The sequence below is a fragment of the Clostridium sp. UBA5988 genome (genome assembly GCF_002435615.1).
In the GTDB taxonomy this organism is placed as follows: domain Bacteria; phylum Bacillota; class Clostridia; order Clostridiales; family Clostridiaceae; genus Clostridium_J; species Clostridium_J sulfidigenes.
Window position 1 is genome coordinate 33,884 of the sequence record NZ_DJBA01000077.1, and the last position, 13,574, is coordinate 47,457.

At 28.8% G+C, this 13,574-nt stretch carries 15 protein-coding genes; 13 read left to right on the plus strand and 2 right to left on the minus strand.

Annotation, left to right across the window (positions count from 1 at the left end; all coding sequences use genetic code 11):
• Positions 1–119 precede the first annotated feature (119 nt).
• The 7 genes from B3J31_RS16665 to galE all read left to right on the plus strand — a co-directional run bounded on the left by B3J31_RS16665 (position 120) and on the right by galE (position 8,568).
• Positions 120–1,529 (plus strand): hypothetical protein, encoded by a 1,410-nt coding sequence (locus B3J31_RS16665; RefSeq protein ID WP_346867759.1) that lies wholly within the window; start codon positions 120–122, stop codon positions 1,527–1,529.
• A gap of 176 nt (positions 1,530–1,705) precedes the next feature.
• Entirely contained in the window at positions 1,706–2,485 is a 780-nt protein-coding gene (locus B3J31_RS16670; protein ID WP_346867758.1) for a PHP-associated domain-containing protein, read from the plus strand.
• 84 nt (positions 2,486–2,569) lie between these two features.
• Positions 2,570–2,902, plus strand: a complete 333-nt coding sequence (locus tag B3J31_RS16675) for a hypothetical protein (protein WP_346874246.1) — start codon at positions 2,570–2,572, stop codon at positions 2,900–2,902.
• Positions 2,903–3,001: 99 nt separating this feature from the next.
• Complete coding sequence (locus B3J31_RS16680) at positions 3,002–4,771, plus strand: sensor domain-containing diguanylate cyclase/phosphohydrolase (protein WP_346867756.1); 1,770 nt, start codon at positions 3,002–3,004, stop codon at positions 4,769–4,771.
• A gap of 188 nt (positions 4,772–4,959) precedes the next feature.
• Positions 4,960–6,216: an MFS transporter gene (locus B3J31_RS16685; protein WP_346867755.1), complete on the plus strand. Its 1,257-nt coding sequence runs from the start codon at positions 4,960–4,962 to the stop codon at positions 6,214–6,216.
• Positions 6,217–6,285: 69 nt separating this feature from the next.
• Positions 6,286–7,413 carry an ArsR/SmtB family transcription factor gene (locus B3J31_RS16690; RefSeq protein WP_346867754.1) on the plus strand — a complete coding sequence of 376 codons (1,128 nt, stop codon included), beginning with the start codon at positions 6,286–6,288 and terminating at the stop codon, positions 7,411–7,413.
• A gap of 141 nt (positions 7,414–7,554) precedes the next feature.
• Complete coding sequence (gene galE / locus B3J31_RS16695) at positions 7,555–8,568, plus strand: UDP-glucose 4-epimerase GalE (protein ID WP_150842911.1); 1,014 nt, start codon at positions 7,555–7,557, stop codon at positions 8,566–8,568.
• Between the two features lie 91 nt (positions 8,569–8,659).
• Here galE and B3J31_RS16700 read toward each other — a convergent pair whose 3' ends face one another.
• Positions 8,660–9,286 carry a flavodoxin family protein gene (locus tag B3J31_RS16700; RefSeq protein ID WP_346867753.1) on the minus strand — a complete coding sequence of 209 codons (627 nt, stop codon included), beginning with the start codon at positions 9,284–9,286 and terminating at the stop codon, positions 8,660–8,662.
• Between the two features lie 242 nt (positions 9,287–9,528).
• Here B3J31_RS16700 and B3J31_RS16705 point away from each other — a divergent pair, with 242 nt between their 5' ends.
• The 6 genes from B3J31_RS16705 (at position 9,529) to B3J31_RS16730 (ending at position 12,760) form a co-directional block, all read left to right on the plus strand.
• Complete coding sequence (locus tag B3J31_RS16705; protein WP_346867752.1) at positions 9,529–10,134, plus strand: adenylyl-sulfate kinase; 606 nt, start codon at positions 9,529–9,531, stop codon at positions 10,132–10,134.
• A 13-nt stretch (positions 10,135–10,147) separates the two neighbouring features.
• The gene (locus tag B3J31_RS16710; RefSeq protein WP_346867751.1) at positions 10,148–10,675 is read left to right on the plus strand and encodes a hypothetical protein; all 528 of its coding nucleotides are present in this window, start codon (positions 10,148–10,150) and stop codon (positions 10,673–10,675) included.
• A 29-nt stretch (positions 10,676–10,704) separates the two neighbouring features.
• Positions 10,705–10,890, plus strand: a complete 186-nt coding sequence (locus B3J31_RS16715; protein ID WP_346867750.1) for a hypothetical protein — start codon at positions 10,705–10,707, stop codon at positions 10,888–10,890.
• 69 nt (positions 10,891–10,959) lie between these two features.
• Positions 10,960–11,649 (plus strand): HAD-IA family hydrolase, encoded by a 690-nt coding sequence (locus B3J31_RS16720; RefSeq protein ID WP_346867749.1) that lies wholly within the window; start codon positions 10,960–10,962, stop codon positions 11,647–11,649.
• A gap of 259 nt (positions 11,650–11,908) precedes the next feature.
• Positions 11,909–12,196, plus strand: a complete 288-nt coding sequence (locus B3J31_RS16725) for a hypothetical protein (RefSeq protein ID WP_346867748.1) — start codon at positions 11,909–11,911, stop codon at positions 12,194–12,196.
• Positions 12,197–12,232: 36 nt separating this feature from the next.
• Positions 12,233–12,760: a GrpB family protein gene (locus B3J31_RS16730; RefSeq protein ID WP_150842902.1), complete on the plus strand. Its 528-nt coding sequence runs from the start codon at positions 12,233–12,235 to the stop codon at positions 12,758–12,760.
• A gap of 187 nt (positions 12,761–12,947) precedes the next feature.
• Here B3J31_RS16730 and B3J31_RS16735 read toward each other — a convergent pair whose 3' ends face one another.
• Positions 12,948–13,283, minus strand: a complete 336-nt coding sequence (locus B3J31_RS16735) for a winged helix-turn-helix transcriptional regulator (RefSeq protein WP_150842901.1) — start codon at positions 13,281–13,283, stop codon at positions 12,948–12,950.
• Between the last annotated feature and the right edge of the window lie 291 nt (positions 13,284–13,574).

Here is a 13,574-nt window from a genome sequence, read left to right on the forward strand (position 1 = left end):
ATTTATATATATTGGTAGAATATTATAATATATAGTATATTAATTATGAAAGTATATATTATTTGTTTTAGGGGTGTTTACAGTAAATTTAAATGCAAATAGGATTGTGGGGGAAAATGATGTTTAAAAGTTTAGGAGAAAGCACAGTAACTTTAGTAATTACTATTTTACTAGTAATAGCTTTAGCTACATTATGTGTATTTCTATTTTCAAAGTTACTTGAGGGGTATAATTTAAAGAAAAAAAAGAAGAGTCATGAAGAACAAGTAGAAGCAGTGGTTGCAGTTGATGAAAAAGCTTTTGACATTAAAGATGATATAAGGGAAAAAGTTAATAATCAGATAAGTAAAGTAAAAAGAGATGTTATAGAATATGCAAATGATAGAGTTAACAATAGTATGTCTGATGTTTTAGCAACCACTATGAAAGGGAAAAAAAGATTTGTAGAGAAACAAATAGTCAATGAAATAGGAGAAACTGTTAATAATGCTTATGAAGATGTAATAAAAGAGGCAAGAAACAAATTTTCACAGAATAATGAGGAGCTCATAGAAATTATAGAAACTAAAATAAAAAATTATGTTAGTGATAATAGTGAAAAAGATTACAGGGGAATTAATAAAGAAATAAATGAGCTTTTAAATGAAAGTATGAATATTTATACTAAAGAAGTAGAACAAATTTTAACAAGACAGAGCACTTCATTAAAGATGCAAATAGGAATGAATATAGACAAGCAGTTCAAGTCTATGAAGGGAGAAATTAAAAATAGCAGTAACATAAATTTAGATGGATTTGAAAAAAGCTTAAAGAGTCATACTAATAATGTTATGGATGTTTGCATAAGACAAAGTGAGAGACAAATTAATCAAATGGTGGATAACATTACGGATGAATTTGAAGAACTAAAGAAAAAAGGAAATTATGAAAAAATAAGTGAAAATATTAAAAAGAATATAGAAGAATTAGAAGAGAGTTATATGACTTCAGTTCAGAAGAATGTAGATTGTACTATAGAAATAGTGAATAGTTTATCTCGACTAGGGGTTGCTGATTATAAAACTATAAAGGATGATGAAATCATTGATATTTTCAAAGAAGCTCTAATTGCAGCTAAAAGCGAAATAGACATAGTTACTCCTTGGATAAATAATCATGTAATGTATAAGGAAAAAGTATATAGTCTTTTGAAAGAGGCATTGAACAGAGAGGTTAAGGTTAGAATAGTTTATGGCTTAGGTTCCAATAAGGATTTGAACATGGAAGAAATGGAAAGAGGATCAGAAAGAATAGCAGATATCATTAAAGATGATTTTAATAACTATGGTAAACTTTTTGAAATAAAGAAGGGTGATACCTGTGAAAGGGTGTTGATTTGTGATGAAAATCTTGCTCTTATTGGAAATTTTAATTTCTTATCCTTCCATGGAAAATACTCAGAAAATAAGAATTTAAAAAGTCAAGTTGTAGCAGTAATTACAGAAAAAAGAGCCATACAAAGACTTAGAAAAGAAAAAATCAGATTTTAGTTTTGTACAAAGACTGTCTCAAAATTATTTGGGGCAGTCTTTTATTTATGTGTAATGGATGAGAAGCAACTCAGATATGGGGAACTTACTGGTGTTATTTCAATATAATGATAAGAAGAGAGAGTTTACAGTTTAGATTCTAGATTTTATCAGTAATTTTATGAGGAGAAGTTAATATGAACATAGATTTTCATGTCCATGGATTGTTGAGTAAAAGAAAAGATTTTAATGAGAGATTTTTTAATGAGGAAATTGAATATGCAAAGCAAAATAAATTAAATGGAATAATTATGTGTGAACATTTTAATGCTATAAATTTTAAAGAAATATATAAATATCTTGAAGAAAACTATGAATACAAAGATCATAGGTATTTAGTTAAAGGAGTTTCTGTTTTTCCTGCTATGGAAGTGAGCATAAAGGATAAGGGGCATGTTGTTTTAGTAGGAAGGAGAGAGGCTATATTAGAGATTCATGAAAGGCTAGAACCTTATATGAATAGAGAAAACTTAGTGGAATTTAAAGAGTTATTAGATTTAGCTGATGAGTATGGATGTTTAAAAATAGGAGCACATCCTTTTAGAAGAGGACATAAGTTGTGTAATCATCCTGAAGAACTACTAAAGAGATTAGATGCTATAGATTTAAATGCTAAAGATATATTCAAAAAAGGTGAAGAAGAGGTAAGAAGAGAGTTATATGAATTATCTAGTAAAATAGGAGTTAATGTAATTACAGGTAGCGATAGTCACACTCCATTACAACTGGGTGGGATATATACTAAACTAGATAATCCATGTTATACAATAGAAGAACTTAGATTAGCTATAGCTAGTAAAGGTTACTCTATAAAAATAGAACCCTCCGTATATTTTAGAGTATATACTTCTAAAATACTAAAAAGATATTTGATTGCAAGAACAGATTATAACAAAGATACGGAGTTCACTATATAAATAGAGTTCTTAGGGAAGATGCTAATTAGAAAGGATTAGTAGGTGAAATTTATAATGAAAGAATTTTAAATAGAGAGGATTAATATGGGGTGTTTTTTGTGTAAGATTAAGAAAAAGAGGAAAAAACAAAAGCAAAGAAATAATAAATATATATCAATAGAAGAAAGATTAAAAGCTGATGAAGAAAAAGAGAAAAGAGAGGAAAGGGAAGAAGAAATAAGTGAGAGAGAGGAGTTAACAAGAGAAATTCTAGAAGAATATATTTTAGATATTATAGAAGATGAAGTAGATAAAATGGGTGGAATTAAAGGGTTAGATGGAGAAACTATAAGTGATATTTTAAGTTACTACATTGCTAATGATCCTAGATTTCAGCTTAAACTACAAAGAGAGTTAAGAAGAAAGGAAAGAAGATAATTAGAGGGCTATATAGAAATAAAAATGTAGATATTATAGGGAAAAAAGTGGTAGAATAAGGTGAAGATGAATTATTGGGAATAAATATGGGGGAAAAATATGGGGTTAGCTGAATTATACTTACAGAATATGCCATGGTCTGCATGGATTGCAGACAAAGATAAAAAAATTATATTTATTAACAAGGCTTTTGAAAGAAAATACAATCTGAATTTAGAAGACGTAAAAGGTAAAAACTATGAAGAAATCTTTCCGGATGAAGTAATAAGAGTATATAATAAAAAAACAAAGGAAAGTTTAAAGAAGCTACAAATAGATGTATATGATAAAACTACTAGAGAGATAAAAGAAGAGTGTTATGCCTTTCCAATTACAGATGAAGAGGGTCAAACTAATGCTATAGGTGGAATTATTGTAAATGTTGAAGATGAAAAAAGAAGAGAAATGGAGCTTCAAAATCAAAAGAGCATTCTCAGAACTATTATAGATGCATTACCAGAAGCTATTTTTTATAAAGATAAAGATTCAAGATTCATCGGATGTAATAAAAACTTTAGTGATTATTATAAACAATTTGGAGTAGATGATGTAATTGGAAAAAGTGATTTAGAAATTTATCCAGATAAAGAAGTTGCAGAGAATTTTATTAAAATTGATAAAGAGATAATGAAAAGTAAACAAGCAAAATATATTGAAGGAATGACTCTAGACAGTAGTGGGGATAGAGTTATAGAAGAAAGTTTTAAAGCTCCTGTTATAAATGAAGATGGACAAGTATGGGGAGTTGTTGGGTTAGCTAGGAATATAACTAATCAAAAAAATTTAGAAGATAGACTTAGATATTTGAGCTATAATGATGCTTTAACTGGAATATATAACAGAACTTATTTTGAAGAAAAAATTCGAGAATTAAATAATGAGCAGCACCTTCCTTTAGGAATAATTATGGGAGATGTGAATGGTTTAAAGTTAGTTAACGATTCCCTAGGACATCTAGAAGGAGACAAGTTATTAAAAAGCATAGCAGGAGTTCTTAATAAAGCTTGTGGTGATAAAGGTTATGTCTTTAGATGGGGCGGAGATGAGTTTATGATACTTCTACCAAATTGTAATGAATATTCCTGTGAAAGAATGGTAGAAAAAATAAGAAGTGAGTGTAAGAAGGATGATTATAGTTATATTGAACTTAGCATTGCCCTTGGTGAAGTTGTTAAACACTCTCTAGAAGAAGATATTGATAAGTGTATTAAAGAAGTGGAAGAGAGAGTGTATAGGCAAAAACTATTAGAACATAATAGTGTTAGGAGTTCTATGATGAACTCGCTAAAAAAGAGTTTAGAAGCTAAGAACATGGAAACAGAAGAACATACTGAAAGAGTAGAATCTTACGCATTGGAAATAGGAAAGAGATATGGTTTTAAGAGTTCCCAAATGGATGAATTAATGATAATAGCTAGACTACATGACATTGGGAAAATTGCTATAGAGGAAGATATACTTTTAAAACCAGGTCCCCTTACAACAAATGAATTTGAAGTGATGAAAACTCATGCAGAAAAGGGATTTAGAATAATCAATGCTTCTAGTGAAATAATTAATGTGGCAAAATGTGTTTTAACTCATCATGAAAAATGGGATGGAAGTGGATATCCATTAGGCATAGCAGGAGAAGAAATACCGCTTATGGCAAGAATTATTGCTATTGCGGATGCCTATGATGTTATGACTCATGATAGGGTATATAGAAAGGCCATGAATAAAGAAGAGGCTATTAAAGAATTAAAGAGATGTGCAGGTACCCAATTTGATCCAGTACTAGTAGAGCTATTTTTAAAATGTTTAGATAACAATGAAGAAAAAAATAATTAAGAAATAAAGGGTTGAGAAGTAGCGAAACACCTTGATAAAGGGTGATGTTGAATAAATACTTCTTGCCCTTTTTTTTGATTCATATTAGATATATATCTAATCACTATTGACAATTATCTAATATAATCATAAACTAACAATAGGAAGAAATTTTAATAATATATAAATTATGTAAGGGAGGTATAGTTATGGATTTAGCTGTAGAAAAGAAAAAAATAGGATATAAGGATATACTTATGGATAAAAATTTTTGCTTATTTATCATTGGTAATCTTATTTCAAGATTTGGGGATTCTATTGACACCATTGCCTATGGATGGATGGTATATGAGATTACAGGGAGTACTGCGTTAATGGCTTTAATTTTTGGGGTTAATGCTATTCCAACAATATTATTTCAACCTATTGCGGGTGTGTTTGTAGACTATAAAAAGAAGAAAAATGTAGTTGTCCTTTGTAATTTAGGGAGAGCTACAGTAGTAACTATCACAGCATTGATGTTTATATTTGGATTACTTAAGCCATATCATTTATTTATATTTATCTTCATGAATTCTACCTTTGAGTCCTTTGAAGGACCAGCAGCAATAGCAGCCTATCCACTAATTATTGAAAAAGAAAAGTTTGCCTATGCAAGAGCAGTACAATCTACTTTATCTAGAATTGTGGAGTTAGTTGGTCTTGCAGTGGCGGCTGGAATCATTGCAGTTATTGGTATTGGTGGCGGAATGATTGTTAATGCAGTTAGTTTTTTTCTCTGTGGAATATTTATGGCTATGGTCAGATATAAAGAAGAGATTTTAAAGAAACAACAGTTAAATATGAAGGGGTACTTCGGAGATTTAAAGGATGGATTTATATATTTAAAAACTAGTAAAATTTTGATGTCAATAACTATATTTGCGGCATTAATAAATTTATTTATGATACCTTTTAACACTTTAGGAGTTGCATATGTAAATGAAGAGTTGTTAAAAGGTCCTGAAGTAGTTGCAATGATTAGCTTTAGCTTAACTGCAGGGATGCTTATTGGTGGTGCTATATATCCTAAAATAGCAGAAAAATTTAAAGGAATTAATTTATTTATAATGTCAGGGGTAATCCTAGGGATTTCATATTTATCTTTAGCATTTATACCTATGATAGGTGTGGATTTAGCACTTTATGTTGTTATCATTTTAGTAGGCTTTTTATTCGGTGCATCTGCTAGTATATTTATGATGATAATAAATATAGCTTTTATGCAAAAAACAGAACAACAATATTTGGGAAGAGCAGCAGGAATACTTAATTCATTATGTATGGCAGCTACACCAGTAGGATCCCTAGTAGTAGGAAGTCTTTGTGTATTCTTAAGCACAGCTCAACTATTCTTAATATTCGGAATAGGTATGGTGGTATTATTCCTATGTCAACGTTATAATAAAAGCATGCAGGAAATTTAAGTGACAATCTAAATATTTGATTTAGTTATTGGAACTTACTCATCTGAAGGACGAGAGAAGGAGTTTCATATGAAATATATAGTAGAGAATAACATTAATTTAATTGAGGAAGTGAAAAATACTCTTTATTTTATAGTTAATGAAGAAAAAATAGTTAACAAGCTCAGGGACAGTTTTAAAAAGTATGGCGAAGATATAGATAAATATATGAATAAGGATTTAAAAAGCTTTTTTAAATTTATCGAAAAATTTAAGACTAGAAATAAGATACCTATGGATAGACTTAAGATATTCTTTAATGATATTAGTGAAGTTCATGAAAAAACACATTGTATAGCTAGTATTTTTGTTAACAATATAACCGAGGAGGAACTAATTGAGGGACGCAATAGAATTCGCAATTTAGATTCCATGGAACTAAAGGAACTTGCTATGAAGGAAATTCTATGTCAAGATGATTATCTTAGAGATGATTTTCCTGATAAGGATGATTTATCTAGCCTAGATGCAGAAAAAGAATTTATGCCTTATCTTATAGAAAGATGTACTTTAGACAGTGAATCTAAGTGGTGGCTTACGGTTATTTCTCAAAATCCAAAGGAGTATTTAAGCGAACTTATTGATATGATTATAAATTCTATAGATGTATTTAAGGAAGCTTTTAAGGTTATGGAAAAAGAAGTAGAAAAATTTATATATGATCTTAGAGATTTAATTAAAGAAAACCCTAAATTTATCTCTGATTCCACAGGTATTAAAATCTTTGATCAGTGGGAAGATGATATTTATATCTTTCCAAGTATAATTAGATTTAATTCAGTATCATTTTTATCAACCATAAGCCCTGTTTTTAATAATAAAAGAAGAGAATATATGTACTTTGGATGGAAGGTTTATGAACTTTTGAGTGCTTCTGTAGGAAATGATAATGAGGAAAAAATTCTAATTGATAGATTAAAGTGTCTAAGCGATAAAAGTAAATTTAATATTATAAAGATGCTTAAGAAAAAGTCTATGTTCGGGCAAGAAATTGCAGCGGCTCTTTCTCTTACTACAGCTACTGTTTCTTATCACATGAATGCTTTAATTGTAGCTAAATTAGTATATATGGAAAAGGTAGATAATAAAATTTTTTATAGTGTAGATAAAGATACTATGAAGGAATTCTTAAGGATTTTAAATAAAGAGCTAAACTAATAGCTCTTTTTTACTTTAATAATTTTACAATTTGAGATATAATTGTATACGAAGTTATTTATCTGAGCATTATCAATATGGTTAAATGCTATGATATAAATTTAAATTCGACATAAATAAAGTAAGAATGGAGTGTATTACATGGCAGTTTTAGTAACTGGAGGAATGGGCTATATCGGTAGTCATACTACTGTTGAGCTATTAAAAGAGGGGTATGAAGTTGTTATTGTAGATAACTTAAGTAATAGTAAAGAGTTAGTAAAGGATAGAATTAAGGCTATTACAGGAAAAGAGCCAAAATTCTATAAATATGATGTTTTAAACAAGGAAGATATGGACAAGGTTTTTAGTGAAAATACTATAGATTCAGTAATTCATTTTGCAGGTTTTAAGGCTGTGGGAGAATCTGTGGCTAAGCCCCTAGAGTACTACCACAATAACTTAACTAGCACTTTTGTACTTTTAGAATTAATGAGAAAATATGGAGTTAAAAATTTTGTATTTAGCTCATCAGCTACTGTTTATGGAGATGCAAAAATTATTCCAATTACAGAGGAAGCACCGCTATCTGCTACAAATCCATATGGAAGAACAAAGCTAATGTTAGAAGAAATTTTAAGAGATTTATATAGCTCTGATAATTCATGGAATATAGCATTACTTCGTTACTTTAATCCAGTAGGGGCCCATGAAAGTGGAACTATTGGAGAAGATCCATGTGGTATTCCAAATAATTTAATGCCTTTTATTACAAAGGTTGCTATAGGTGAGCTTAAGGAGCTTAGTGTATTTGGGGATGATTATGACACACCAGATGGTACAGGAGTTAGAGATTACATTCACGTAGTAGATTTAGCTAAAGGTCACTTAAAAGCATTAGAAAAATTAAAAACTAATTCAGGTCTTGTAACCTATAACTTAGGAACAGGAAATGGATATAGTGTTCTTGATATAGTTAAGGCATTTTCAGAGGCTAGTGGAAAAGAAATTCCTTATAAAATTACAGCAAGAAGACCAGGAGATATTGCAACCTGTTATTCAGATCCAAGAAAGGCTAATGAAGAGTTAGGCTGGAAGGCTGAAAAGGGGATAAAAGAAATGTGTGAAGATTCTTGGAGATGGCAAAGCCAAAATCCAAAAGGATATGAAGAGTAAAGTAAACTTTATAATATAAATTGAAAGTGCTTGGCAAGACATCTTACATGAAATTAGTAAGATATTTTGCAAAAGCACTTTTGTTTTTATCTTATCTTATGAAGTTGGTTCTTAATTTTTCTTCCTTTTTAGGTAAGGATATTCCGGCTTTTTTACCGGCTTCTATAGATTTTAATAGCCAAGCCATATTTTTACCAAGAGTTCTCATTGTTTGCATACCTTCAAGGTCTTGTTTTACTTCCTCAGGAGTATTTCCATGAACCATATTCCAGTATTGTGAAGAAACTATTGGCATGTTTGAGATAGTAAAGTATTTATTTAATTGGTCAAAGGTAGCAGAGGAACCACCTCTACGACAACTTACAATAGCAGCCCCAGGCTTATATTCAAAGCCACTACCTGCATAGAAAAACCTATCCAAAAATGATGTAATCATACCAGAAGCACCAGCATAGTGAACTGGAGAACCAAAGATAAATCCATCAACATCCTTAGCTTTTTCTAAAGCAATATTAACAGTATCATCATTAAAAACGCATCTTTCACTACCACTTTTATAGCAGTGACCACACCCCATACAGCCTCTAATAGGAGCCTTGCCCACATGTAATATTTCTGATTGTATATTTTCTTTTTCTAGTTCCATTGCTATTTCACATAAAGCAGTATAAGTACATCCTTTTTCATTAGGACTACCGTTTATTAATAGTACTTTCATTTTTAAATTTCCTCCAATACAATAATAGATTAATAAATAAATTATAGCATTATTTATTTTAAAGTGTATGATTTATAACAAGTAAACTAGATTTTTAAATTAATCTTTTTAAGATTTAAAAGAGTAAAAATGTGTAAAAGTTATAGGGATATAGTTAATAATAAGGTATAATAATTATATATTGTAAAAATATATAAAAAATTTAAGCATACATTATTAATATATTTAGTGAGGAGTCTGAAATGGAGTGCTTATTAAGGGAATTAAGAAACCAGGATATTTCTAATAGAATTTATGTTATTGGAATTGATGGATTAGGAGGAGCGGGTAAAAGCACAATAGTTAATTCATTAAAAGTGCAATTACAAAAGGAAAAGTATCATACTTATGTGTTGCATATTGATGACTTTATACATCCAAAACATATTAGATATGATGAGTCTAAAGAAGAATGGGATTGTTATTACAATATACAGTGGAGATATGATTATTTAGTGAAAGAAATTTTATCACCTGTAAAAAGAGGAGATGAAATATATAAATTAATAGAGTTATATGATAAAGAAAATGATGGATATATTAAACAACAAGTTTTAATAGAACATGGTACTGTTTTGCTTTTAGAAGGGATATTTCTACAAAGAAAAGAGATAAGAAGGTATTTAGATTTTATAATTTATCTTGATGTACCACAAGAAGTTAGATTAAGTAGAGTTATAAAAAGAGATGGGTATATAGGTGGATTAAAGGATATAAAATGCAAATATGAAAGGCGTTACTTCCCAGCGGAAGAAAAATATATCTTAGATTATTCACCAATTGAAAATGCTGATTTGGTAGTAAAATAGGGAGGAGAGATGTATGAAGAGAAAATTTATACTTTGGATTATGTTTTTTCTAGTTATAACTAATATAGTATTCATTGGTACAACTATTTGGTACAAAACTAAGATGGATAAACAAGAATTTAAAGTGTATTCATTTCAGGGAGAAAACACAGATATAAGAATAACTGATGGATTAATTATTATGTCTCCTAACAAACATATAGTTAGTGGCGGTAATATACAGTATATAGGAAGCAAAGAAGAACAAATTGAATCATATTCTGAAAGTATCTATTTAGATAAAGAAGGAGATAAAGATGTAGTTTTATTAAAAACAGTTTCAATGGAAATGGACAATAAAGGAACATCTTTATCTGATGAACTTTTGTTAAATAAAAGTATAGGAGAAATCAGTTCACAACAATTATTCAATGAAGAACAGTTGGGTCTTATCAAGAATAATCTTTATTTCAGCCTTCGATATTCAACAGTTGATGGAGAAATAGAAAATTCCATAATTATGCTAAATGTAGAAGAATTCAATATGAGAGAAAATAAATAAGTATTTTAAATTAAGAAAGGAGTCTATAGATGGAGGTAAATAATAAAATAATAATAATTTCTATTATAAATGTTATTTTGATATTTGTAATTTTAATAGCTATATATAAAGGCATAAAATGGTGTAAAAACTTTGTTAATAGAAATAAAGAAATAGATGAAAAGCTAGATATTATTTTAAAAAAGTTGAACAATGAGGATAGCAACAGTATTTAATTTAGAATCGTAATTATTTATACACAGAAACAATGAAAATGTTTACGATGGGCTTGGAGGAAATTTATAATGAATATGAACAACATTAAAGCCATTTTATTTGATTCGGGAAGAACTTTAAATGCACCTAGGACAGGATATTGGTTTATTACACCTAACTTCTTTAATATTATTAATGACACAAGCTTTCAATGTACAGAAGAACAATTAAGTGAAGCAATGAATAAAGCCTGTGATCATATTAATAAAATATTATTAGTAAAAACAGAAGAAGATGAATTTGCGATGTTCAAGGAGTTTTATGAAATAGTACTAAAAGAAATAAAGTATACGAGTATAAATGAGGAAATAATTAATTCTTTGGCAAGTGATAATGTATATAATGATGATAAATTTTATTTTTTTGATGATGTGGAACCTGGGCTACAAAGATTAAAAGATAAATATATTTTAGGGGTTGTCTCAGATACATGGCCATCCTTAGAAAGAGTATTTATTAATAAGAGTCTAAGAAAATATTTTTCTACATTTGTTATGTCATCAATTTATGGCTCCTATAAAGCTGAAAAGGTACTTTTTAAAATAGCTATTGAAGAAATCGGAGTAAAACCAGAGGAAGTAATTTTTATAGATGATAGTGAATCAAATCTTATTGCGGCAGAAGATTTTGGTATGATTCCAATTCTGATTGATAGATATGATAGGAATGATATTGAAAGTAAGTACCCTATAATTAAATCTTTAAATGATTTAAATTAGTAGAGGGTTCTATTATTAAACTAATGGCAAAGTAATATTTAACTATGCAATGGGGAGCTAAGATGAAGATATTAATATTTATATAGATATATTGGTATATATTTAACTATTTAAATAGTTAAATAGTTGTTTTATTCATGCGGGTTTCAGAGAATTACTACCTAAATAACATAACTAAGTTTTGGTAGAAAAACTAATATAGCACTATATTTAAAAATCATAATATAAAGTAAATATTAAAAGGTTTGGAGATGTGAAAATGAGCAAAGAAGAAAAAAAATTAGAAAGGTGGAAGAGGATAAAGAATAAAGGTATAATTGCTTATCTGCTTAAAATTGGAATATTTTATGATGGATTATTCTTCTTTTTAATATGGACATTTTTAGTACCTTTTATAGATGGTGATTTAACATTTAATTTTATAGGCAATGAAATTTTTAAGACTAGGATAATTGTTTTTGCAATTATTAGTCCATTGTTTGGCATATTAATGGCTTATATAAGATATAAGGGTTTTGAGAAAAAGTATGAACAAGATAAGTTTTAGAATTAATTTAGAATAGAAAAAAGGAGGTATAAATCTATGTCAATTAGAACAAAAGTTATTGTTATTGAGCCTTATAATGAAAAATGGAAGTTAGAATTTGAAAGAATTAGGGACATGCTAAATTCTTATATTGGAGATTTGGTTTTATCAATTGAACATGTTGGAAGTACTTCAGTGGAAGGACTCTCTGCAAAACCTATCATCGATATAGATGTGGTTATGGATAGTTATGATAATTTCCCTGAAATAAAGAAGAGGTTAGAAGAAGCTGGATATCATCATGAAGGGAATTTAGGCATTGAAGATAGAGAGGCTTTTAGTTATGTGAAAAATAGATTTATGCCATATCACTTATATGTATGTCCTAAAGATGGTAAAGGATATTTAGAGCATATTGCATTAAGAAATCATCTTAGAACAAATAGAGATGCACGAGAGGATTATGCAGCATTGAAAACAAAGCTAGCTAAAGAATATAGATACGATGCTGATACTTATTGCGAGAGAAAGACAAAATTTATTCAGAAAATCTTAAATAAGACACTATACTCTAATAAGTCTTAGAGTATATATGAAATGGCACTTTTTATCCGATGACTACCAGCTCTAATACTCCCATCTCTTCAAAGTGGGAGTAAAGAGCTGATACGTCCCTGGATAACGAGTTCTTAGTATCAAAAATACTGATACTTAGAAATCTGTTTATATGTATTTCTTCAATTATTACATAGGTTTAAATAGAAAGATCTAACTAATTTAAATCAGTGTTATCTTCATCCTTTTCTTCAGTATTTAATAAACCAGCATCTAAATATTCACTTCCAAAGGAATGCATCATTTCTAGAATAGGTATGATTTCTTTACCAACTTCAGTTAAACTATATTCAACTTTAGGTGGGACTACAGGGTATACTTTTCTAGATATAAGCTTATCTTCTTCTAAACTTCTCAATTGTGAAGTTAGCATTTTTTGAGTTACCTTAGGTAACCTCTTTTTAATATCACTAAATCTCAAGGTACCATAACTTAAATACCATAAAATTAATAATTTCCATTTACCAGATAGAAGATTTTGTACCACCACCATGGGGCACGTAGAGTACTTAGTTCATTGATTTCTCATATGACATTCTTCATGTCTAGGAAATATGCATAGCAAATTCTTATCCATTATATTCACCGTCCTAATAGTATATTTATAATATTATAGTATAAAAAAGTAACTACATATAAAAAAGTCTATAACATACTCTGCATTATACCATGAATTTTATATATGTTAAATTTCAAATCCACTATTAACATTATTATAAGATTTTCTAATATTATTTATGAATATATTAGTATCTTTTATGATACTATGTCACAAAAAGTATAG